The sequence below is a fragment of the Candidatus Pseudothioglobus sp. Uisw_050_01 genome (genome assembly GCF_048085775.1).
Classification (GTDB): Bacteria; Pseudomonadota; Gammaproteobacteria; order PS1; family Pseudothioglobaceae; genus Pseudothioglobus.
This window is the reverse complement of record NZ_CP159804.1, coordinates 1,620,233-1,639,912: the sequence shown is the minus strand read 5'-3', so window position 1 is coordinate 1,639,912 and position 19,680 is coordinate 1,620,233. Positions and strand designations below refer to the sequence as shown.

The 19,680-nt window shown below is 34.9% G+C and carries 24 protein-coding genes; 15 read left to right on the top strand and 9 right to left on the bottom strand.

Going from position 1 to position 19,680, the window contains the following annotated elements; all coding sequences use genetic code 11:
* The first annotated feature begins 10 nt into the window (after nt 1-10).
* The 3 genes from ABXT51_RS08335 to cfa all read left to right on the top strand — a co-directional run bounded on the left by ABXT51_RS08335 (nt 11) and on the right by cfa (nt 2,364).
* Nucleotides 11-580 (top strand): HD domain-containing protein, encoded by a 570-nt coding sequence (locus ABXT51_RS08335; protein ID WP_416686841.1) that lies wholly within the window; start codon nt 11-13, stop codon nt 578-580.
* Nucleotides 581-606: 26 nt separating this feature from the next.
* Nucleotides 607-1,119 (top strand): disulfide bond formation protein B, encoded by a 513-nt coding sequence (locus ABXT51_RS08330; RefSeq protein ID WP_416695293.1) that lies wholly within the window; start codon nt 607-609, stop codon nt 1,117-1,119.
* An 84-nt stretch (nt 1,120-1,203) separates the two neighbouring features.
* Nucleotides 1,204-2,364 carry a cyclopropane fatty acyl phospholipid synthase gene (cfa, locus tag ABXT51_RS08325; RefSeq protein WP_416695291.1) on the top strand — a complete coding sequence of 387 codons (1,161 nt, stop codon included), beginning with the start codon at nt 1,204-1,206 and terminating at the stop codon, nt 2,362-2,364.
* Here the strand turns inward: cfa and thiE are convergent.
* On the bottom strand, nt 2,330-2,902 hold the full coding sequence (gene thiE, locus ABXT51_RS08320) for a thiamine phosphate synthase (protein ID WP_416695288.1): 573 nt from the start codon (nt 2,900-2,902) through the stop codon (nt 2,330-2,332). The two genes, cfa and thiE, sit on opposite strands and share 35 nt — an antisense overlap.
* 3 nt (nt 2,903-2,905) lie before the next feature.
* On the opposite strand from thiE, the gene lptC reads away from it, so the two are divergent.
* Nucleotides 2,906-3,862 carry an LPS export ABC transporter periplasmic protein LptC gene (lptC, locus tag ABXT51_RS08315; protein ID WP_416695286.1) on the top strand — a complete coding sequence of 319 codons (957 nt, stop codon included), beginning with the start codon at nt 2,906-2,908 and terminating at the stop codon, nt 3,860-3,862.
* Nucleotides 3,855-4,340 carry a lipopolysaccharide transport periplasmic protein LptA gene (gene lptA, locus ABXT51_RS08310; RefSeq protein ID WP_416695284.1) on the top strand — a complete coding sequence of 162 codons (486 nt, stop codon included), beginning with the start codon at nt 3,855-3,857 and terminating at the stop codon, nt 4,338-4,340. The genes lptC and lptA overlap by 8 nt, the downstream gene beginning before the upstream one ends.
* 11 nt (nt 4,341-4,351) lie before the next feature.
* Here lptA and adk read toward each other — a convergent pair whose 3' ends face one another.
* From adk to cysS, 4 genes are all read right to left on the bottom strand, one after another.
* Entirely contained in the window at nt 4,352-5,005 is a 654-nt protein-coding gene (gene adk, locus ABXT51_RS08305; RefSeq protein WP_416695282.1) for an adenylate kinase, read from the bottom strand.
* 15 nt (nt 5,006-5,020) lie between these two features.
* The gene (locus tag ABXT51_RS08300) at nt 5,021-6,265 is read right to left on the bottom strand and encodes a 6-phosphofructokinase (RefSeq protein WP_416695279.1); all 1,245 of its coding nucleotides are present in this window, start codon (nt 6,263-6,265) and stop codon (nt 5,021-5,023) included.
* 261 nt (nt 6,266-6,526) lie between these two features.
* On the bottom strand, nt 6,527-7,213 hold the full coding sequence (locus ABXT51_RS08295; protein WP_416695277.1) for an HAD-IA family hydrolase: 687 nt from the start codon (nt 7,211-7,213) through the stop codon (nt 6,527-6,529).
* Nucleotides 7,188-8,576 carry a cysteine--tRNA ligase gene (gene cysS, locus ABXT51_RS08290; protein WP_416695275.1) on the bottom strand — a complete coding sequence of 463 codons (1,389 nt, stop codon included), beginning with the start codon at nt 8,574-8,576 and terminating at the stop codon, nt 7,188-7,190. Before cysS ends, ABXT51_RS08295 begins: the two co-directional genes overlap by 26 nt.
* Nucleotides 8,577-8,736: 160 nt before the next feature.
* On the opposite strand from cysS, the gene rd reads away from it, so the two are divergent.
* Together rd and leuB are read left to right on the top strand one after the other, a co-directional pair.
* A complete protein-coding gene (gene rd, locus ABXT51_RS08285) occupies nt 8,737-8,901 on the top strand; it encodes a rubredoxin (protein WP_416695273.1) in 165 nt (54 codons plus the stop codon).
* 60 nt (nt 8,902-8,961) lie between these two features.
* Nucleotides 8,962-10,035 carry a 3-isopropylmalate dehydrogenase gene (gene leuB / locus ABXT51_RS08280; protein ID WP_416695270.1) on the top strand — a complete coding sequence of 358 codons (1,074 nt, stop codon included), beginning with the start codon at nt 8,962-8,964 and terminating at the stop codon, nt 10,033-10,035.
* Here the strand turns inward: leuB and ABXT51_RS08275 are convergent.
* A complete protein-coding gene (locus ABXT51_RS08275) occupies nt 10,032-10,655 on the bottom strand; it encodes a DNA-3-methyladenine glycosylase family protein (RefSeq protein WP_416695268.1) in 624 nt (207 codons plus the stop codon). The two genes, leuB and ABXT51_RS08275, sit on opposite strands and share 4 nt — an antisense overlap.
* A gap of 126 nt (nt 10,656-10,781) precedes the next feature.
* Here ABXT51_RS08275 and ABXT51_RS08270 point away from each other — a divergent pair, with 126 nt between their 5' ends.
* Entirely contained in the window at nt 10,782-11,666 is an 885-nt protein-coding gene (locus ABXT51_RS08270) for an NAD(P)-dependent oxidoreductase (protein ID WP_416695266.1), read from the top strand.
* A gap of 57 nt (nt 11,667-11,723) precedes the next feature.
* On the opposite strand, the gene ABXT51_RS08265 is transcribed toward ABXT51_RS08270, so the two are convergent.
* Nucleotides 11,724-12,503 carry a pyrroline-5-carboxylate reductase dimerization domain-containing protein gene (locus ABXT51_RS08265; RefSeq protein ID WP_416695264.1) on the bottom strand — a complete coding sequence of 260 codons (780 nt, stop codon included), beginning with the start codon at nt 12,501-12,503 and terminating at the stop codon, nt 11,724-11,726.
* Nucleotides 12,504-12,505: 2 nt separating this feature from the next.
* A complete protein-coding gene (locus ABXT51_RS08260; protein WP_416695262.1) occupies nt 12,506-13,828 on the bottom strand; it encodes an aspartate aminotransferase family protein in 1,323 nt (440 codons plus the stop codon).
* 187 nt (nt 13,829-14,015) lie between these two features.
* Here ABXT51_RS08260 and nudE point away from each other — a divergent pair, with 187 nt between their 5' ends.
* From nudE to nadC, 7 genes are read left to right on the top strand one after another with little or no spacing between them, the layout of a single operon-like run.
* The gene (gene nudE, locus ABXT51_RS08255) at nt 14,016-14,561 is read left to right on the top strand and encodes an ADP compounds hydrolase NudE (protein WP_271558695.1); all 546 of its coding nucleotides are present in this window, start codon (nt 14,016-14,018) and stop codon (nt 14,559-14,561) included.
* A gap of 3 nt (nt 14,562-14,564) precedes the next feature.
* A complete protein-coding gene (gene aat, locus ABXT51_RS08250) occupies nt 14,565-15,224 on the top strand; it encodes a leucyl/phenylalanyl-tRNA--protein transferase (protein WP_416695260.1) in 660 nt (219 codons plus the stop codon).
* 33 nt (nt 15,225-15,257) lie between these two features.
* Nucleotides 15,258-15,392 carry an LPS translocon maturation chaperone LptM gene (gene lptM / locus ABXT51_RS08245; protein WP_416695258.1) on the top strand — a complete coding sequence of 45 codons (135 nt, stop codon included), beginning with the start codon at nt 15,258-15,260 and terminating at the stop codon, nt 15,390-15,392.
* Between the two features lie 12 nt (nt 15,393-15,404).
* Entirely contained in the window at nt 15,405-16,658 is a 1,254-nt protein-coding gene (gene lysA / locus ABXT51_RS08240) for a diaminopimelate decarboxylase (RefSeq protein WP_416695256.1), read from the top strand.
* Entirely contained in the window at nt 16,645-16,944 is a 300-nt protein-coding gene (gene yhbY / locus ABXT51_RS08235; protein ID WP_416677863.1) for a ribosome assembly RNA-binding protein YhbY, read from the top strand. Before lysA ends, yhbY begins: the two co-directional genes overlap by 14 nt.
* A gap of 43 nt (nt 16,945-16,987) precedes the next feature.
* Nucleotides 16,988-18,073, top strand: a complete 1,086-nt coding sequence (gene lpxB / locus ABXT51_RS08230) for a lipid-A-disaccharide synthase (protein ID WP_416695254.1) — start codon at nt 16,988-16,990, stop codon at nt 18,071-18,073.
* Entirely contained in the window at nt 18,066-18,887 is an 822-nt protein-coding gene (gene nadC, locus ABXT51_RS08225; protein WP_416695251.1) for a carboxylating nicotinate-nucleotide diphosphorylase, read from the top strand. The genes lpxB and nadC overlap by 8 nt, the downstream gene beginning before the upstream one ends.
* Here nadC and cysQ read toward each other — a convergent pair.
* On the bottom strand, nt 18,821-19,642 hold the full coding sequence (gene cysQ, locus ABXT51_RS08220; RefSeq protein ID WP_416695249.1) for a 3'(2'),5'-bisphosphate nucleotidase CysQ: 822 nt from the start codon (nt 19,640-19,642) through the stop codon (nt 18,821-18,823). The two genes, nadC and cysQ, sit on opposite strands and share 67 nt — an antisense overlap.
* Nucleotides 19,643-19,680: the final 38 nt, after the last annotated feature.

Genomic DNA, 19,680 nt, shown 5'->3' with positions numbered 1-19,680 from the left:
ATAATTTATTATGAAAAAGGTTAGCTTTAAAAGTATGGAGAATGGAACTGCTGAAGAGTATGCTTTTCTAAATGACCTTGAAGATGAATTTAATTTAGAGCTTCCAAAGCGATTGATTGCTTCACTGAGGTCACTTAATTCAAGTCTTTCTGGTTATCAAATTAGTAGGCTTGAGCATAGTTTACAGGGTGCTACAAGAGCCCACTTTGCCGGGGAAGATTTGGAAATAGTAATAGCGATTTTATTTCATGATATAGGAGATGGTCTAGCTCCATATTCACATTCAGAAATGGCAGCAGCAATCCTTCGACCTTTTGTATCAGAGAAGACTTATTGGATTGTAAAACACCATGGTGTCTTTCAGATGTACTACTATGCACATCATTCAGGTGGAGATAGAAATGCTAGAGAATTATTTATTAATAGTCCTTGGTATCAAGATGCTATAAAGTTTTGTCATGAATATGATCAGAATTGTTTTGATCCAAATTATGAGACAAAGCCTCTAGAATTTTTTATTCCTATGATTAATGATTTTTTTTCAAGTCCCAAGTTCAATGAGCCTGAAAAACTTGTATGATAACTAATTCAAATTAATTTAATAAAATGAATACTTTTTTACTTCAGCTTCTACCAAGACAAATACACTTAATTATTTTTATACTAGTAGGGTCATTGCTTGGTTATGCAGCTTATAGTATGAAAGTTCTAGGTCTAGAGGCTTGCACGCTATGCATAACCCAGCAGTTTTTTTATTGCTTGATTGGTGTTAGTTCATTTGTAGCTTTTTTGCATAATCCACATATTCGAGCCAGCAAACTGTATTCTTTTTTTATAGCTCTTTTTGCTATTGCTGGTGTATGGATTTCTGGTCGCCAGGTTTGGTTGCAAGGACTTCCCGAAGATGAGGTTCCACTTTGTGGTCCTCCGCTTGAATACATTATCGATGTGTTTCCATTTGCCGATGTTTTAAATGCGTTATTTATGGGTGATGGTAATTGTGCTGAAATACCATGGCAATTTTTAGGTTTGAGTATGGCAGGCTGGTCCTTAATCTTTTTTATAGCTATTGTCGCTCTTAGCCTTTTTGCTCTATTAAGGACAAATTTTTCAAATTAAATTTCAAAGTTAGTTCACAATTTCCAAAATAATTAATTCTGTGGTAAGATAATATTTCGATAGAAAACAGAAGTATTTGAATATTTGACTGATTTTAAAAAAACAGTAGACAAACTATTTAATTCCGCTGATATTCAAATCAATGGGCCACGCTCGTGGGACCCTCAAATTAATAATGATTTATTTTATGCTCGCGTTTTAAGTGGAGGGTCTTTAGCGCTTGGTGAGAGCTATATGGATGGATGGTGGGATTGTGAATCATTAGATCAATTCGGAGATAAGCTGCTGAGTGCACGAATAGATAAGCAAGTCAAAATAACCAACCCTTATTTTTTAATGAATGTAGTTAGAGCCTACTTATTCAATGCCCAAACAACAAAAAGAGCTTATATAGTTGGAACAGAGCATTATGATATTGGCAATCATTTATTTTCATTAATGCTCGATGAAAGAATGAATTACTCATGTGGTTATTGGAGGATGGCAGAGAATTTGGAGCAAGCTCAAATCAATAAATTAGATTTAATTTGCAGAAAACTTCACCTTAAGCCTGGGATGAGTGTTCTGGAAATTGGTTGTGGATGGGGTAGTTTTGCAAAATATGCCGCTGAAAATTATGGAGTAAGTGTGCATGGGGTAACTATCTCAAAAGAACAAGTAAATTATGCAAAAAAATCTTGCGATGGCCTTGATGTATCGTTCGAATTAAAGGATTACCGTGAGCTTAAAAAAAAATATGATTGTATAGTGTCAATAGGAATGTTTGAACATGTGGGATATAAAAACTATAAAAATTACATGAAAGTTGTAAACAGATGCTTAAAGGATGATGGGTTGTTTTTATTACACACTATTGGAAGAAACAACCCAGGGCGTGCAACGGATCCATGGATTAATAAGTATATTTTTCCAAATGGAATGTCTCCCTCTTCCAGTCAAATTTGCAAATCTATCGAAGGCTTATTTGTTATAGAGGATTGGCATAATTTTGGACAAGATTATGATCCAACATTAATGGCATGGAATGAAAAGTTTCAAAAAAACTTTGATAAATTAACTGAATTATATGATGAAAGATTTAAGAGGATGTGGGAGTACTATTTGCTAATGTGTGCAGCTTCTTTTCGCTCTAGAAAAAACCACTTATGGCAGTTTGTGCTTTCAAAAAAGGGCTTAAAAGGTGGCTATAATTACAAAAATAATTCTAGACTTAATGACCAAAAAGACCCTCTATCATTGCAATAGAGTTACATCCTGCATCAAAGACACTTTGTTGATTTTCAAAAGTAATTCCCCCTATACCAACAATAGGAATATTAATATTTCTTTTAATATTTTGAATCATTGAGACCGAGCAATAAGCAGCATTTGGTTTAGTTTTAGATTTAAAAACAGCCCCTAAAGCAATATAATTTGCACCATTCTTTTCAGCTTCTACAGCAAGTTCAAGATTATTATGGCATGAAACACCAATAATAAATTTCTTGCCAAGCAGATGTCTTGCAGAAGAAGCATTCACATCATTTTGCCCCAAGTGAACTCCATCAGCACCAATTTTCTTACAAAGGTTAACATCATCATTGACTATAAATAAAGTATTATGTTGTAGGCATAGTTCAAGCAACTGTGTTGCTTCATCTAGCTTATGTTTTTCGTCTTGAGTTTTACGGCGGTATTGGAGAATATTTACTTTATGTTTTTTAATTGCATTCTCAATAAGGGTGATATTCAGGTCTTTGTCTGGGGTTATTGCGTACAGACCTTTTATTCTTTGATTTAGCATATCATGGCTTTTTTCCAAATTAAGAAAATTCAATCATTTATAGTATTTATTATAGCCTTAGTCTTTATTCTATGGATATTTCAAGATAATTTTCTAAAGCTGTCCTTCCTCCAAAAAGTTAATCCACAATTATCATCTATCAATGAGGAGGTTAAAGAAAGTTCCTATCTAGAAAAAATTGATAATTTTCTTCTTAAGGAATATTCAAAAGAACAAGTTCTATTACATACAATACAAGCTGAAACCTATTATAGTTATAAAAACTTACCAGTTAAGATTCTTGAAGTTGAGGTTAAGACATTTAATAATGCTCAAAAAGAAGGAGTTGTATTAACATCAAACCGTGCCAACATTCTTAAAACAGGTGAGATTTTATTTAATGGAGAAGTCAAAATTAATACCAAGACAGGAGCCCTGCATGAGCTCGGTACTGAGTCATTAATAGTTCTCAGTGATAATGGTCAAATTAAAAGTAATAAAGAGGTGACATATTTGGGTGAAACTTCAAAAATTATTGCACAGGGAATGGAGATGAGTATTGATAGTGATACAATGTATTTAAAAGGCATTGTTCAAATTATTGAAGACTCAGGAGCGATAGTGGACACAAAAAACTTATTTATTAGTCATGATGCAGGTGAAAAAATATATAAAAGTAAAGAGAAAACAGTTTATCGCTCTAAAGATATTATTGTTAATTCAGAAGATGGAATTGATATGGATATGAATATAAAACTAATCAATCTGTTAGGAAAAGTTGAGGTTGTGATTGAATCTGGAGGTATTCTTAAGAGCTCTAATGTTGTAATTGATCAATCCAATGATGGTGAAGTTTTAAAATCTAACTCATCATCTCACTTTAAATCAAATATTGTTGACATCAAGGCAAAAAAAATGCATTATGATGCTGTTACAAAAAAACTTGAATTAATGAATAGGGTTCTGGCTGTTTATGAATAAAATTATTTTATTAATTGCCATCTTTTTTACGACGTTTGCTTTTGCTCTCTCAGAGGATGCAAAGCAACCCATTGAAATTGAAGCTGAATCTGTAATAGTTGATGAGGCATCTGGCTTTAATGAATTTAGTGGAAATGCTGAAGTTAGGCAGGGTTCACTTTTGATGACTGCAGAACTTATCCAGGTTCAAACTAATACAGATGGTGTTGAAACAATGAAAGCAACTGGTTCAGTTGAGAAGCCTGCTAAGTATATTCAAAGTCAAGAAAATCAGGTACGCTTAATAGAGGCAACTGCAACATTAATCACCTATGATGTGAATGAAGGTATGATTTTTTTGGTTGGGAATGCCTTCTTAATTCAAGGATTTGACTCGTTTAGTGGTGATAAATTAACCTATGATATTAATAACGATAAAGTTATTGTTAAAGGTTCAGAGGATGGGACTAAAAGAGTAAAGTTTAAAATCGATCTTTAAAGAATTATAATTTAACTAATGAGAGCTGATGTAATCCTATCTTTGACCTCATCAAGTGAACCTACGCCACTTATAGCGATAAACTTTGAGCCTGAAGCAGCAATTTTTGCATCATCACGATAGTATTTAACAAGAGGTTCAGTTTGTTTGTGGTAAATTTTTAAACGTCCTCTAACAATAGTTTCATCATCATCAACACGCTGAATTAAATCTTCACCAGTTAAGTTGTCCCTGCCTTCTAATGTTGGTGGGTTGAAGGCAATATGATATGTTCTTCCTGAAGGTAAATGAACGCGGCGACCAGACATTCTTACTACTATGTCATCATCTGGAACTTTAACCTCAACAACATAGTCAATCTTAATCCCTTGTAATTTTAGAGCATCAGCCTGATTGATGGTTCTAGGAAATCCGTCAAGTAAATACCCATTACTACAATCTTTTGACTGAACTCTTTCTTTAACCAAAGCAATAATTATCTTATCAGGGACAAGGTTTCCTGCATCTATAGTTTTTTTTGCTTCGAGTCCAATAGAATTTCCTGCATTTACTGCTGCCCGCAGCATGTCACCCGTAGAAATCTGGGGGATATTAAATTTTTCACAGATATGAGCTGCTTGGGTGCCTTTTCCAGCACCAGGCGGCCCTAATAAAATAACATTCATATGGACACTTTGTAGTTAAACTTCAAAAGGCGGTAATTTTTTCTTAACTTTTGATTTTTGCATTACGACATAATCGGGTAACCCATTATTATACGGTGGATAGTTCTCACCTTCAATAAGTGGAAGCAAATATTCACGACATGATTTAGTAATTGAAAACCCATCTTCTGAAATATAGTTTTCTGGCATCATTTTTTCGACATTAGCAATGTCTTTTAATTCACCGTAACCTATTTCCCATTTATATGGGTTATTAGATAACCTGACAATTGAGGGCATAATGGAGTTCTTACCATCTAGTGCCATTTCAACTGCAGCCTTGCCAAGAGCATAAGCTTGTTCCACATCTGAATTTGAGGCTAAGTGACGGGCTGATCGCTGAAGATAGTCTGCTACTGCCCAGTGGAATTTATAACCTAAGGCTTTTTTTACTATATTTGCAACAACTGGCGCTGCGCCGCCTAATTGAGCATGTCCAAAGTCATCACGTGTTCCTTGCTCAGCTAAAAATTTTCCATCAGGCCATTTTGTTCCTTCTGAAACGACAATAGTGCAGTAGCCAAACTCTTTCACATTTTTATCTACTTTTTCTAGGAATTTCCCTTCATTGAAGTCAATTTCTGGAAAAAGAATTACAACGGGTATTGACGAGTCAACAAGCCCCCCAGCTGCTGCTATCCATCCAGCATGACGCCCCATAACCTCAAGTACAAAAATCTTTGTTGACGTAGCAGCCATTGATGCGACATCAAAACTGGCCTCCATCGTAGAGACTGCAATATACTTAGCTACCGAGCCAAAACCAGGGCAATTATCTGTAACAGGAAGGTCGTTATCAACAGTTTTAGGAATATGAATCGCTTGAATCGGATACCCCATGCTTTCTGAGAGCTGAGATACCTTTAGGCAGGTATCTGCCGAGTCTCCGCCACCATTATAAAAAAAATAACCAATGTTATGGGCCTTAAAAACCTCAATTAAGCGTTCATATTCAGCTCTATTTGCTTCAAGAGACTTCATTTTATAGCGACAAGATCCAAACGCACCTGAAGGAGTATGAGTTAGTGCTGCTATATCTGCATCAGTTTCAACTGACGTATCAATCAAATTCTCAGTTAAGGCTCCAATTATTCCATTCTCACCTGCATATACAGTTCCAATTTTATCTGGGTGTTTACGAGCTGTTTCAATAACGCCACAAGCAGAAGCATTTATTACTGCTGTGACTCCTCCAGATTGAGCATAAAAAGCATTTTTCATAATATTTTATTGTTAGTTTGTAGTTAAAATAAAAAGGAGATAAGTTTAAGGGCACTGCTCTAATCAGCCCACATATAAATTTCTCTTCAAACTTCATAGAAGTATATCATTTGAAGTAAATATAGCCTTCAATAATTCTATAGTGCAGTTTAATTATATTAATATTAAGTACTCTTAAAGAAATATAATTTTATAGAGGGTAAATTAAGATTTTGTGTCAATTTGTTTCATTAATAATTTGCAAGTTGCTAATAATACTTTCTATGGCATTACTTCAAGAAAACTCTCAATATTTATAAAGCCAGGAACTATTTTTTTATCAAGCATACTACTTGGTTTATTTATTGCGATTATATTCTTAATTTTAAATTTGGAAGCTGACTCTAGGACATCTAGTGAGTCATCAAAAAAAATTGTTCTTTCATTGTCAAATTGAATGACATTAGTCAATTGCTCCCAAAATTGTTGCTCCTGCTTTATAACTCCAAAATCATGTGAAGAGATAATTTTATCAAAGTAGCCTTCCAGCTTTGACATTTGCATTTTTAGCGCAATACCTTTTCGATGAGCATTAGTTACTAAGTAAATACGTTTTTCTTTCGATCTTGCTGTAATAAGGAAATTTAGAACATGATTATGAACTTGAATTAAGTGAGCAACATCACCTTTTAATTTCATGATATCGAAATCCAGTTTTTCTTCCCAATAGTCTAGACAATACCAAGTTAATTTGCCTTCTTGAGAGTCAAGCATTGAAATTATTATATTTTTTGAATCCTCAAAGCTAGTATTGTGCTTTTCAGAATAAACTTTTGGAAGGTATTTAAGCCAAAAATGCAGATCGAAGTTTAAATCTAAGAGCGTCCCATCTAGATCTAGCAAAATGGTATCAATTTGATGCCAATCAACGTAGGAATTTATTTTATTTTCTTCGCCAGGATGTGCCATCTATGCTATCTTCAAGAATAATACCAAGTGTTAAAAGTTCCTCACGAATCTGATCAGACATTGCAAAGTTTTTTGAGGATCTAGCCTCTTCCCTCTGGTTTATTTTTATGGAAACTTCAGCCTCTGATAGTTCTGAGCCTTGCTGGAGGTAAGCCTCAGAATCATATTCAAGAATACCAAGGTAGTTACCTAATTTTTTTAGTAATTGAGCTAAGGATGCAGCATGCTCAGAATCTTTTGAGCGCTCAATATTTACTTGCTTAGCAATTTCAAATAAAATACTTAATGCAATAGGAGTATTAAAGTCATCATTTAATGCGGCATTAAATCTATCTTCATAATCAAAAGTCTTGCCTACTTGGGCGTCTATTTTTTTATTAGAGGAGAAGCCTTTCATTGCAGTATAAAGTCTTTTTAATGCAGATTTTGCACTTTCAATATTCGTGTCGCTAAAATTTAGTGGGGAGCGATAATGACTACTTATAAGAAAATATCGAAGAGTCTCACCATCATATTTATCTAAAACACCACGAATAGTAAAGAAATTTTTAAGTGACTTACTCATTTTTTCGTCATTAATATTAACGAATCCAACATGCATCCAAGTGTTGACAAATTTGCAATTATTAGCACCCTCTGATTGGGCTATTTCATTTTCATGATGGGGAAATGTTAAGTCCATTCCGCCACCATGAATATCAAAATGATTTGATATAAAGTGAGTCGACATTGCTGAGCATTCTATATGCCAACCTGGCCTTCCTTCTCCCCATGGCGAAGACCATTTGGGCTCACTTGGTTTCGCTTTTTTCCAAAGAACAAAATCAAGAGGATCTTGTTTATTACTCTCAATATCTACTCGAGCACCAGCGACCAGATCGTCTAAATTTTTCCCAGAAAGCTTGCCATAATCTTTAAATTTTCTAACAGAATAAAAAACATCACCATTTTTGCCTTGGTAGGCAAGACCTTTCTTGGAAAGTAATTCAATCATATCTATCATTTGATCGATTGAGTCAGTAGCGCGTGGCTCAATATCAGGACTGAGAACTCCTAGCGCATTTTCATCTTCATGCATAGCATCGATAAATCGATTTGTCAGAGAGTAGATATCCTCATTATTTTCTATTGCTCGACTAATAATTTTGTCATCAATATCAGTAATATTTCTTATGTATTGAACGTTTGGGTAGTTTCGCCTCATATGACGCGTAATAACATCAAACATAACTAATACTCTAGCATGTCCCATATGACAAAAATCATAAACAGTCATTCCGCAAACATAAACTCCAATATTGTTTGGATCTATTGGACGAAAGTCTTCTTTTTGGTTAGTAAGCGTATTATAAATTTTGAGCATTGAGATATTTTATACTGGATTATCTTAATTAATACTAATACCAGTTATATTTGTTCTAACTATGATTATCAATTAATGACTTAAAAAATGTATAATTATTTTTTAATTTTTTATTAGCTAAGCTTTGTCTAGCTATCTTTACAGCTCTTCTAAAATCATTATGAAAAAATATAAATGTAATATGTGTGGCTGGATTTATGATGAAAGTATAGGAGTTCCTGATGAAGGAATCAGTCCTGGTACTATATGGGAAGATATACCTAATGATTGGGTTTGCCCACTTTGTGGCTCTGGTAAGGAAGATTTTGATATGGTAGAAATTTAGATTCAATACAATTGAGCAAGCGTAAAATAAATTAATTAAAGTTTTAACTTCAAACCAAATATGTCAAAAATATTAATTCTCCCCGGTGATGGAATAGGTACAGAAATTGTTGATCAAGCGGTCAAAGTAATTAATTCATTAAATTCTAACCATGAAATGGGGATGACTCTTGTTAACGGGCTGATAGGCGGAATCGCATATGATGAAACTGGATCACCTCTTCCTGATGAAACTATAAAGACAGCTAAGAGTTGCGACTCAATTCTATTAGGCGCAGTTGGAGGGCCAAAATGGGAGGTACTAGAAAGAGATTTAAGGCCAGAGCGTGGACTGTTAGGTATTCGATCTGAGCTTGATTTATTTTCTAATTTAAGGCCTGCAATTCTCTATCCACAGTTAGCGAGTGCATCGAGCCTTAAAACTGAAATTGTATCGGGTTTGGACTTAATGATTGTGCGTGAGCTGGTTGGTGGTATTTATTTTGGTAAGCCAAGGGGAATAGAAATCAGAGATGGAGAGCGCTTTGGGATTAACTCAGCGACCTACTATGAATCTGAAATAGCCCGTATCGGACACTCGGCTTTTCAAATCGCTCAAAAAAGAGGAAAGCGAGTTTGCTCTGTAGATAAGGCAAATGTTCTTGAAGTTTCTGAGCTTTGGAGAGAAGTCATGGAAGAAGTTTCATCAAGCTATCCAGACGTAACTCTTTCCCATATCTATGTCGATAATGCAGCAATGCAACTTGTAAGAGATCCCAAGCAATTTGACGTTATGGTTACAAGTAATCTTTTTGGGGATGTTTTGTCTGATTGTGCTGCAATGCTCACTGGGTCAATTGGCATGCTTCCATCAGCTTCTCTTGATAAGAATAATTTTGGAATGTATGAGCCTATCCATGGCTCAGCACCTGATATTGCTGGAAAAGATATTGCCAATCCACTAGCAACTATATTATCTGTTTCAATGATGCTTAGGTATTCACTTAATCAGTTGGAGCTTGCTGATAAAATTAATTTGGCTGTTAGCGAAGTACTTGATAAAGGTTATAGAACCAAGGATATTTCTGTAGCTGGAGATAAAGTTGTTGGAACTGAGGAGATGGGTGATTTAATTGTTATGGCTTTAGAGTCTTAGTAGAGCACCTCTTCACTATCAATAGATCGCCATAAAAACCAACAGGCAACGGATCTGTAAGGGCGCCATGTATCTGAAATTTCTATAATTTTATCTATATCAAGTTTTTTGCCATTATTGTAGAGTTGGTTCATAGCCCTTATAACCCCAACATCTTTCAGTGGAAAAATATCTTTTTCTAGCAAGTGAAACATGCCAAACATTTCTGCAGTCCATGGGCCAATTCCTTTAATAGTGATGAGTTCTTCATAGATACTAAGATAACTTCGTCCTTCCCAATATGCATTATTCTCAATATTGTTAGCAATAAAATGTTCAGAAATGTTATAAATATATTGTATTTTTTGCTTGGACAAGCCGCATAGCTTTAAATTTTCCCTACTTGTTAATAGAACCTTATTGGGCTCAATAGTTTTAACTTGTACAACTATTTTATTCCAAACACTTGACGCTGCTTGAATAGATATTTGTTGACCAACTATGGAGCGAAGTAAGGTTTCATAAGCTTCTCCTCGAGATGAAATAGAGTAGTCTTTGAATTGGCTAATAAGATTTCCAAGGGCTTTATCAGTTTTAGTTAAATAGTTGAGTGAATCTTGCCAATAATCTGGGTTTGTCATAAAAAAATAGGGTTATTTATATTAAAAGAATTTTATTTGATAAATATTTACTATATCTGATTATATGTTTAAAACGCAGTATCGTATAATCTGATTTATAACATTAACCAGTAATCAAGGAATCTAATGAGTATAAAAAAAAATGTAGCGTTTATTGGACTTGGAACTATGGGCTATCCTATGGCTGGTCATCTATCTAAGTCAAATCTATTTAACTTAAAAGTATTTAACCGCTCTTCTCAAAAGGCTGCTGCATGGAGTAAGGACTATGAGGGCGAGGTTTCCAGCTCAATTAAAGAGGCAGTAATGGATGCCGACTTTGTTGTTACATGCACTGGAAGAGACGAAGACATGATGGAAATTGTGTTTGCTGAACAAGGGATGATTACCCATCTTAAAAAAGGATCAATCTTTATTGACCATACGACAACCTCTTATAAATTAGCCAAGCACTTAAATGAGTCCCTAGCTGCAATAGGAGTGTCATTTATAGATGCCCCGGTTAGTGGCGGTGAGGCAGGAGCAATTAATGGAGTACTTAGTGTCATGGCAGGTGGAAGCAAGGGAGTCCTTGATGATTCAGAAGAGTTGATAAATACCTATTCAAAAAATGTTACTTATATGGGAGAATCTGGAAAAGGGCAGCTTGCTAAAATGGTAAACCAGATTTGCATTGCAGGTTTACTGCAAGGGCTGTCTGAAGGCTTATTATTTGCAGAAGCTGAAAATCTTGATATGAATAGTTTGTTATCAGCAATCTCTGGAGGAGCAGCACAATCCTGGCAAATGGTAAATCGAGCTGAAACAATGCATCAAAGAGAATTTGATTTTGGGTTTGCTATTAAGTGGATGGTAAAAGACTTGGGCTATTGTATTGATCAATCCAGCTCTAATAATTCAAATCTAGAATTTACCAAGGAAGTTTATGATCGATATGTTAACTTGATGGATAAAGGTCATACTTATAGTGATACTTCAGCTTTAATGTTATTTGATGGCTTGAATAAATAACATTCATGTAGTTCAAAAAAATATCATTATTGCTTCACTTAATGAAAGCTTATTACTTTATTTTTTTGATGAATTATTATTTAGAATAGTGTCCATACCTTCCAACCATGATGATAAAGCTTCTTTTTGATCTAATTGATTAACTAAGCTCTCAGTAATGCCTCCAGGTGTTGCTACTTTAGATATGATTTCACTTAAAGTTTCATCACTCTCTAGTGCAATTTCTATATTTCCTTTAAGGGTTTCTAAAAGAAGGTTTTGAGAAAATTTTGAAGATAAATTATTATTTTCAAACCATTTTGAAAGAGTTTCAAAGAGAACAAAACTTGCTCCTGAGACGGCTCCAATAATTGCAGCAACATTAAATTCTTTTTCTGTTTTGCACTCAAATACAGGACCTAAAAATAATAGAAATTCATGCCATTCAGAGTTTTCTGGAAATAAAAGACTGGGTCCTTTATTAGATGCATTTGCATATCCTGGCATCATTGAAGTGTGAACTGCCTTGCAGTTAGTTGTTCTGCAGATTGCCGCTCTTGTTATTCCTGCAATTGCAGATAAAATACTATTTTCTTTTCGAAAATTTAGATCACTTAAGATTGAGAGTGAATTATTTGATGGCAAACAGATAAATACCATATCACAGCTATCTAGGAGATGCTGATTACTTTCTGCAATTTCTAAATTAAATTTATTTTTTAGTTTTAATCCTCTTTCATGAGATCTTGGTGACAACATAAAATCGAAAGGAGCACTTACCTTGTCTATTCCAGTGATAATAAATTCGGCAAGTTGACCAGCACCAAGTATTCCAATTTTCTTTAGTGCTTTAGGCATTTTTAAGGCATTTCATCAAGCGTTTCAGATATTGCACGAGCAGTAACTTCAATGTCCTCTTCTGTATGGACAATTGAGGATAATGAATGTAATGTAGCTGATGGATTCATATAAATTCCTTTATCAAAAAGTCTCAACGCAAAATTTCGAAATTTTAAACGATCTACACTTCTACAAAAGTCACGATAGTTAGAGATTTCTTTTTGGTCAGTGAAGAAGATTTGAAACATGGAATTCACACCTTGGCAAACCATCTTATGTTTATTATTTTTTTTAGAAATAGATTGGATTTCTTCTGTAAGTTTAATGCCAAGATCTTTAATTTTGACAAAACCTGCCTGATTGTCATCTAACATTGTTGTAAGCATCGTTTTACAAATATGTAATGCTAATCGACCTGCATTATGTGTCCCAAAATGTAGAACCTTTCCCCATTCAAGGCCAGACATTATTTCGTCAGATCCACCAATCGCTGCCATGGGAACCCCAGAGCCTAGTGCTTTTCCATAAGTAACAATATCTGGCTTTAAGCCATAAAGTTCAGCACATCCACCAGCAGCAACCCTGAATCCTGTAACAGTTTCATCTAAATAAAATAAGGCACCATGTTCATTGCAGAGCTCTTCAATTCTATTAAGGTACCCTGGTTTTGGTACTATTACGCCCATATTTGACATAATTCCTTCAGTCACAACACAAGCAGCATCACGGCCATGAAGAGCCATTGCTCTCTCTAGTGCATCAAAATCATTCCATGGAACAATAATGGTATCCATCCAACTTTCTTCTGTCATCCCAGAACTATCTGGAATTCTTATTGGAGAATTAGGATGCCCTAACGAGGTTATTGGCTGAGGGTTGCTATTAATTAATACAGCATCCCACCACCCATGATAGTGACCTTCAAATTTAATAATTTTTCGACGCCCAGTATGACCTCGTGCAAGTCTAATTGCTGCCATAGCTGCTTCTGTTCCTGTGTTAGCAAATCTTACTTTATCAACATGCGGCAGTAAATTTACTAAGATTTCTGCAACTTCAACTTCAACTTCTAAAGCAGTTGCAAAATGACTTCCACGTGCAATTTCTTTTGTAACTGTGGTCACAATTTTTGGATGTGCATGCCCTAATGGAAGAGCTCCAAATGCCATCATCCAGTCTATATATTCTCTACCATCTACGTCGTATAATCTAGATCCCTCGCCATGAGACATATATCTAGGGGTTGTGCCAAATGCTGCAGGGCCTCTGGAGGCTGATGAAACTCCTTCTATCAAAACTTTAGAGCCTCTTGCAAAGAGACTTTCAGATGTATTTTTTTTCATTTATTAGGCCCCAAAAGCGAATATATTGTAATTTCAATATGTTTTATAAAAGTTTTATAAGATATTTTTAATGACTACTAAAGCCCATTAACCCTATGTTAACATTTTCTTTTTTATTACAAGATTAATAATTACTTAAATTTATCTTTGTTATTAAATCGCACTAAACCAATGGCATAATATTGCTATGCGAAAAAAGCCAAAACTAACAAATATTCACACTGTTGCACAAAGCCGTATTTTCAATCTTGAGTCTATGGATGTTGAATTTTCAAATGGAGCGACTCGAATTTATGAAAGGTTAATGTCTAGAGGAAATGGTGCGGTTTTGGTTATTCCAATGCTTGATGATGATACTGTTCTAATGATTTATGAATTTTCTGGTGGAACTGAGCGCTATGAGCTAGGCCTAACAAAAGGCAAGATTGATAAGGGCGAAACTCCTATAGAAGCTGCTGGAAGAGAGTTAAAAGAAGAGATTGGTTATGGTGCTCGTAAGCTTACTTTTCTTAAAACCATTACGCTTGCTCCAGGCTATCAATCAAATGCAACTCATATTGTTCTTGCTGAAGATCTTTATGAGGAGTCGGCTGAAGGAGATGAACCAGAACCACTAGAGATAGTTCCTCATAAGCTATCTGAACTAGAAACGCTTACCTATAATGAAGATTTAACAGAAGCAAGAAGCATACTTGCTTTGTATATGGCAAGAGAGATTATTCGAGGTCGATAAAGGGTGAGCGAAATACCACCTTCTTTTTGGCTTGATGAAAACAACTCTGAATTTCCAAAACTAAGTCTTGCACTAACAGAGCCTAATGGACTGATTGCAATTGGCGGTAATTTGTCCGTTGAAAGATTACTGAAAGCTTATTCATTAGGAATCTTTCCTTGGTATGGCAAGGATGAACCTATACTTTGGTATTCGCCTGACCCAAGAATGGTTATTACACCTGAAAAATTTCATCTTTCAAAGAGCTTGAAGAGAGTCATTCAATCTTCTAAATTTGAGGTTTGTATTAATACCGCCTTTAAAAATGTCATAGTTCAATGTCAAAAAATAGCGCGACAAGGACAATCTGGTACATGGATAAATGATGAAATGATTGAGGCTTATTGTAAACTTCATGAGTCTGGCCACGCCCATTCATACGAAGTTTATGAAAATGGAGAGCTTGTTGGTGGGCTTTATGGCGTTGCTTTGGGAGATGTTTTCTTTGGTGAGTCTATGTTCTCATTAGTGAGTAATGCATCAAAAGTTGCTTTTGCTTACTTACTTCAACAGAGCTCATATCAATTAATTGATTGTCAAGTTGAGAATAATCATTTAGAAAGTTTAGGTGCATTCAAAATGCCTAGGGATTTGTTTATACAACAGCTGAAGGCCTTTGTGTAAAATACTAGTATTAAAGAAAGTATCAGAGGCCCCATGAAAATTTTATTTAAATATGTTGTATTACTAGCGTTTGTATTCACTTTGTCCGCATGTGGCAGAATGGGTGATTTAACTTCGAAAGAAGGTGGCCAGATAGATTCTGGAGAGTCGACATCTAGCACTTACTAGACATATAATTAATTGAATTCATTTTATTTTCAAAATAAAGTATTACACGCTGAGTCTGTTCCTGTTTCAGACTTAATGGACGCGTATGGTTCTCCCCTTTACATTTATTCTAAAAGTCAAATAGAGTTTAACTGGCAACAGTTTGAAAAATCCTTTGGTTCGCATCCTCATTTAATTTGTTATGCTGTAAAGGCCAACTCAAATTTGGCAGTATTAAATGTTCTTGCTAACCTAGGTTCAGGATTTGATATAGTTTCAATTGGTGAGCTTGAAAGAGTAATTGCTGCAGGTGGTAATCCAAAAAAATGTGTATTCTCTGGAGTTGCTAAAACAGAGCAAGCGATTCAAAAGGCACTTGAATACGGAATTTACTGCTTCAATGTTGAATCAGTAGCTGAGTTAGACCGAATTGAGTCTGTTGCGGCTTCACTAAAGATGAATGCACCAATATCTATTCGCGTGAACCCGAATGTAGATGCAAAGACTCATCCATATATCTCGACAGGCTTAACTGAAAACAAGTTTGGAGTAAGCGTTGAGATTGCTCTATCTTTGTATAAAAAGACAAACCTTTCAGATCATCTTGAAGTTTTTGGTTTAGATTACCATATAGGGTCGCAAATTACAGACATTTCACCTTTCTTAGAGGCTCTTGATAAAGCACTCGAACTTATAGCAAGGCTTGAAGAAGAGGAAATTTATTTAAATCATATCGATATTGGTGGTGGAGTAGGAGTGACTTATGACAAAGAAACACCTATAAGTATTAATGATTACATGCATTCAGTAATTCAAAAAGTTGGTGATCTGAAGATTATGGTAGAACCTGGTCGATCCATTGTTGGGAACGCAGGAATCTTTGTCACCAAGGTTGAATATTTAAAACAGAATGAATTGAAATCATTTGCAATTGTCGATGGTGCAATGAATGATTTACTTCGACCTGCTCTTTATGGCTCCTATCATCAGGCGGTTACAATTGAAGATAATTCAAAAGGCATAAAGGATTCATGGGACATAGTTGGACCTGTATGTGAGACTGCAGATTTTTTGGCAAAGAGCAGAAGTCTTACTCTTGAGCAGGGAGACTATATTGCACTAATGACCGCTGGTGCATATGGATTTGTTTTAAGCTCTAACTATAACTCTAGGCCAAGAGTTGCGGAAGTAATGGTTGATGGTTCTGTGCATCAATTAGTGCGAATGAGAGAAACTACTGAATCACTTTTTAAAAATGAGAAGATATTAAAAAATGAAACTAACTAATAACCAGAAAAAATATTTGCGTTCTATGGCGCATGACTTAAAGCCCTTTGTAATGATTGGTCAGCATGGATTAAGTGAGTCGGTGCTTGCTGAAATGGAATCAACAATGCTCAAGCATGAGCTGATTAAAATTAAGTTAAGAATCAGTGATCGTGAAGAAAAACTAAAGATTATTAATAAAATTATAGAGCTTTCTAAGGCTGAACTAATTCAAGTGATTGGAGGGGTGATTGTTATTTATAGGCCTTTTGAAGATAATCCTGATATTATTCTACCAAGATCATAAAGATTAAAAAGCTTTAGATAAATCCTGTTAATGCTTAGATAAAATGAAAATTGCCATCAGTGCTGCAGAAACTTCTGGCGACCTTGTCGCATCATCACTAGTGAGTGCACTGAAGTTGTACCGACCTGATTATGAAATAGAAGGATTAGCAGGTGACAAGATGGCTGCTGCTGGATGTAAAAGATTATGGCATACTGACCAAGTCAACGTGATGGGCCTTAGTGAAGTTTTAAAGAAACTGCCCACTATTTTGAGGCTTAGACGATCTATCATTCAATACTTTTCATCCAATAGGCCTGATGTTTTTATTGGAGTTGATTCTCCTGATTTTAATTTTAAGATTGAAAGAAAACTTAAAAAAAATGGAGTTAAAACGGTTCATTTTGTTAGTCCTTCAGTATGGGCATGGCGAGCAAATCGGATACATAAAATTAAAAAGTCAGCCGATTTAATGCTTTGTCTTTTTCCATTTGAGGTAGATTTTTATCGCACTCATCAGCAAAAAGCTATTTTTGTTGGACATCCATTGGCTGAAAAATTAAAGCCTCGAAAAAATCATATGCCAAATAAGCAAGTTTTATTAATGCCAGGATCAAGAGAGGCTGAAATTAAAACTTTATTGCCTAAGCTTTTGTCGGCTGCTAAATTGATGCGTAAAAAAGATCCTGAGATTCAATTTAGCTTGTCACTTGCAAACGAACGTCTAAAGGACTGGGTAGAAGATAAGATTCAAGGACTGGATATTGTTCTAAGTTCTGGTGATGCACATGAAAAGATTAAAAATTCTGATCTAGTTATTGTTGCCTCAGGAACTGCCGCCTTAGAAGCGGCATTACTTGCTGTGCCGATGGTTGTGGTATATAAACTTTCAAAGGTAAGTTATCAGATTGTTAAGCCTTTACTAAATACTAAAAATGTTTCACTGCCAAATAAAATTTTAGGGAAAGATATTGTTCCTGAATTACTTCAAAATGACGTAAATGGTCAAAACATTTTTGAACAGGCTATGAAGTTAATTGAATCAGATAATACAAAACTAGTTAAAGAATTGGAAAAAATTCATGGTCTTTTAAATCAAAAAGCAAGTGTTAAGTCTGCCCAAGCAATCATTGAGTTCTTAGATGGATAAAGAGTTAAAAAAAATAGTTGAGTTAGCACTTTCAGAAGATATAGGTTCTGGAGACCTATCTTCAAGCCTTCTTGATGACGTCATTATAAACGCTGAAATAATTTGTAGAGATCGAGCGATTATCTGTGGAACAGAGTATTTTGACTTATGCTTTCTATCTCTTGATAAAGACATACAAATAAAATGGAATTTGAAGGATGGTGACGAGGTTCAGCCTGGCGAAGTTATTTGCAATATTAAAGGAAAATCTCGAGCAATCATTACTGCAGAAAGGACGGCACTTAATTTTCTTCAAATTTTAAGTGGTACGTCAACTAAAACGAACTATCTAGTTAACCTTATAGGTAAAACAAAGGCGCAATTACTTGATACAAGAAAGACAATCCCGGGCTTAAGAAAAGCACAAAAATATGCTGTTAAGTGTGGCGGTGGAGTGAATCATAGGATGGGGCTTTATGACTGTATTATGCTAAAAGAAAATCATATTTTATCAATTGGTTCCCTTGATAAATCCATAAAGAAAGCTCTTAAAAAATATCCTGAAAAATCAATTGTGGTTGAAGTAGAGACTATGGAGCAGCTTCGTTCTGTACTATCAATAAAGGGAATAACGAGAGTTCTTTGTGATAACTTTAGTCTTATAGATCTTAAAGAGGCTGTCAAAATTGCGCAAGGCATATATCCAATTGAAGCCTCAGGTGGAGTGAATGAAGCAAATATTGTTAGTTATGCAGAGACTGGTGTTGACTATATTTCAATAGGCTCAGTTACAAAAAATGTTGCTGCGGTTGATTTATCTTTGAGATTTTCTTGATACCCTACTGCTTTAAAGGCTGGGCTTAGATTATCTTCTCTGAAATTATAAGTTAAGGGATTATTATTTAAATCAAGAACTGTGCCGCCTGCGCCCTCAAGAATATATACCCCAGCTGCAGTATCCCATTCTGAGCAGCGCCCAAATTTGGGGTAGTAATCATAAATCCCTTCTGCAATTAAACAAAATTTAAGCGCACTTCCAAGCTTAAAAGTTTCAAAATTTGTTTTAGATCTAAGATGATTTTTAAGAGGTTTATTGTTATTTGAGTATCTTCCTACTACGATTTTTTCCCACCTATTAGGTTTTTTTGTAGAAATTTTATGAGGCTTGTTTCCAAACATCTTTATTGATGATTGATTTGGCAACCGATAGTAGTGCACTTTGTGAAATGGAGAATAGATTAAACCAAAATCTGGGTAATGATTACGAATAAGAGCAATGCTAATACAAAAGTCTGGTGAGCCATCTATAAAGTCACGAGTTCCATCTAAAGGGTCGATTAGCCAATATTCATCCCAAGATTTTCGAGATGAAAAAGAGATGTTAGATGATTCTTCAGAGAGTATTGGTATGTTAGGAGTTAGTTTTTTTAAAGTATTTATGATTAACTCATTTGATTCTTTATCAGCCTGAGTTACAGGGGTATTGTCGCTCTTCATGCTGAAGTTTCCTGAATTTTTGCGATGAGACATAATAATTTCTCCCACATCGACAGTAAGAGTTATAAGTTCTGAAAGAATTTTATCTAGCATAAGCCAAATTATATCATTGACAGTTGTATTTATTTTTT

Coding starts and splice junctions, on each gene's coding strand:
- ABXT51_RS08335 (WP_416686841.1), top strand. CDS start 11: ATGAAAAAGGTTAGCTTTAAAAGTATGGAGAATGGAACTGCTGAAGAG.
- ABXT51_RS08330 (WP_416695293.1), top strand. CDS start 607: ATGAATACTTTTTTACTTCAGCTTCTACCAAGACAAATACACTTAATT.
- thiE (WP_416695288.1), bottom strand. CDS start 2,902: ATGCTAAATCAAAGAATAAAAGGTCTGTACGCAATAACCCCAGACAAA.
- lptC (WP_416695286.1), top strand. CDS start 2,906: ATGGCTTTTTTCCAAATTAAGAAAATTCAATCATTTATAGTATTTATT.
- lptA (WP_416695284.1), top strand. CDS start 3,855: ATGAATAAAATTATTTTATTAATTGCCATCTTTTTTACGACGTTTGCT.
- adk (WP_416695282.1), bottom strand. CDS start 5,005: ATGAATGTTATTTTATTAGGGCCGCCTGGTGCTGGAAAAGGCACCCAA.
- ABXT51_RS08300 (WP_416695279.1), bottom strand. CDS start 6,265: ATGAAAAATGCTTTTTATGCTCAATCTGGAGGAGTCACAGCAGTAATA.
- ABXT51_RS08295 (WP_416695277.1), bottom strand. CDS start 7,213: ATGGCACATCCTGGCGAAGAAAATAAAATAAATTCCTACGTTGATTGG.
- cysS (WP_416695275.1), bottom strand. CDS start 8,576: ATGCTCAAAATTTATAATACGCTTACTAACCAAAAAGAAGACTTTCGT.
- rd (WP_416695273.1), top strand. CDS start 8,737: ATGAAAAAATATAAATGTAATATGTGTGGCTGGATTTATGATGAAAGT.
- leuB (WP_416695270.1), top strand. CDS start 8,962: ATGTCAAAAATATTAATTCTCCCCGGTGATGGAATAGGTACAGAAATT.
- ABXT51_RS08275 (WP_416695268.1), bottom strand. CDS start 10,655: ATGACAAACCCAGATTATTGGCAAGATTCACTCAACTATTTAACTAAA.
- ABXT51_RS08270 (WP_416695266.1), top strand. CDS start 10,782: ATGAGTATAAAAAAAAATGTAGCGTTTATTGGACTTGGAACTATGGGC.
- ABXT51_RS08265 (WP_416695264.1), bottom strand. CDS start 12,503: ATGCCTAAAGCACTAAAGAAAATTGGAATACTTGGTGCTGGTCAACTT.
- ABXT51_RS08260 (WP_416695262.1), bottom strand. CDS start 13,828: ATGAAAAAAAATACATCTGAAAGTCTCTTTGCAAGAGGCTCTAAAGTT.
- nudE (WP_271558695.1), top strand. CDS start 14,016: ATGCGAAAAAAGCCAAAACTAACAAATATTCACACTGTTGCACAAAGC.
- lptM (WP_416695258.1), top strand. CDS start 15,258: ATGAAAATTTTATTTAAATATGTTGTATTACTAGCGTTTGTATTCACT.
- yhbY (WP_416677863.1), top strand. CDS start 16,645: ATGAAACTAACTAATAACCAGAAAAAATATTTGCGTTCTATGGCGCAT.
- lpxB (WP_416695254.1), top strand. CDS start 16,988: ATGAAAATTGCCATCAGTGCTGCAGAAACTTCTGGCGACCTTGTCGCA.
- nadC (WP_416695251.1), top strand. CDS start 18,066: ATGGATAAAGAGTTAAAAAAAATAGTTGAGTTAGCACTTTCAGAAGAT.
- cysQ (WP_416695249.1), bottom strand. CDS start 19,642: ATGCTAGATAAAATTCTTTCAGAACTTATAACTCTTACTGTCGATGTG.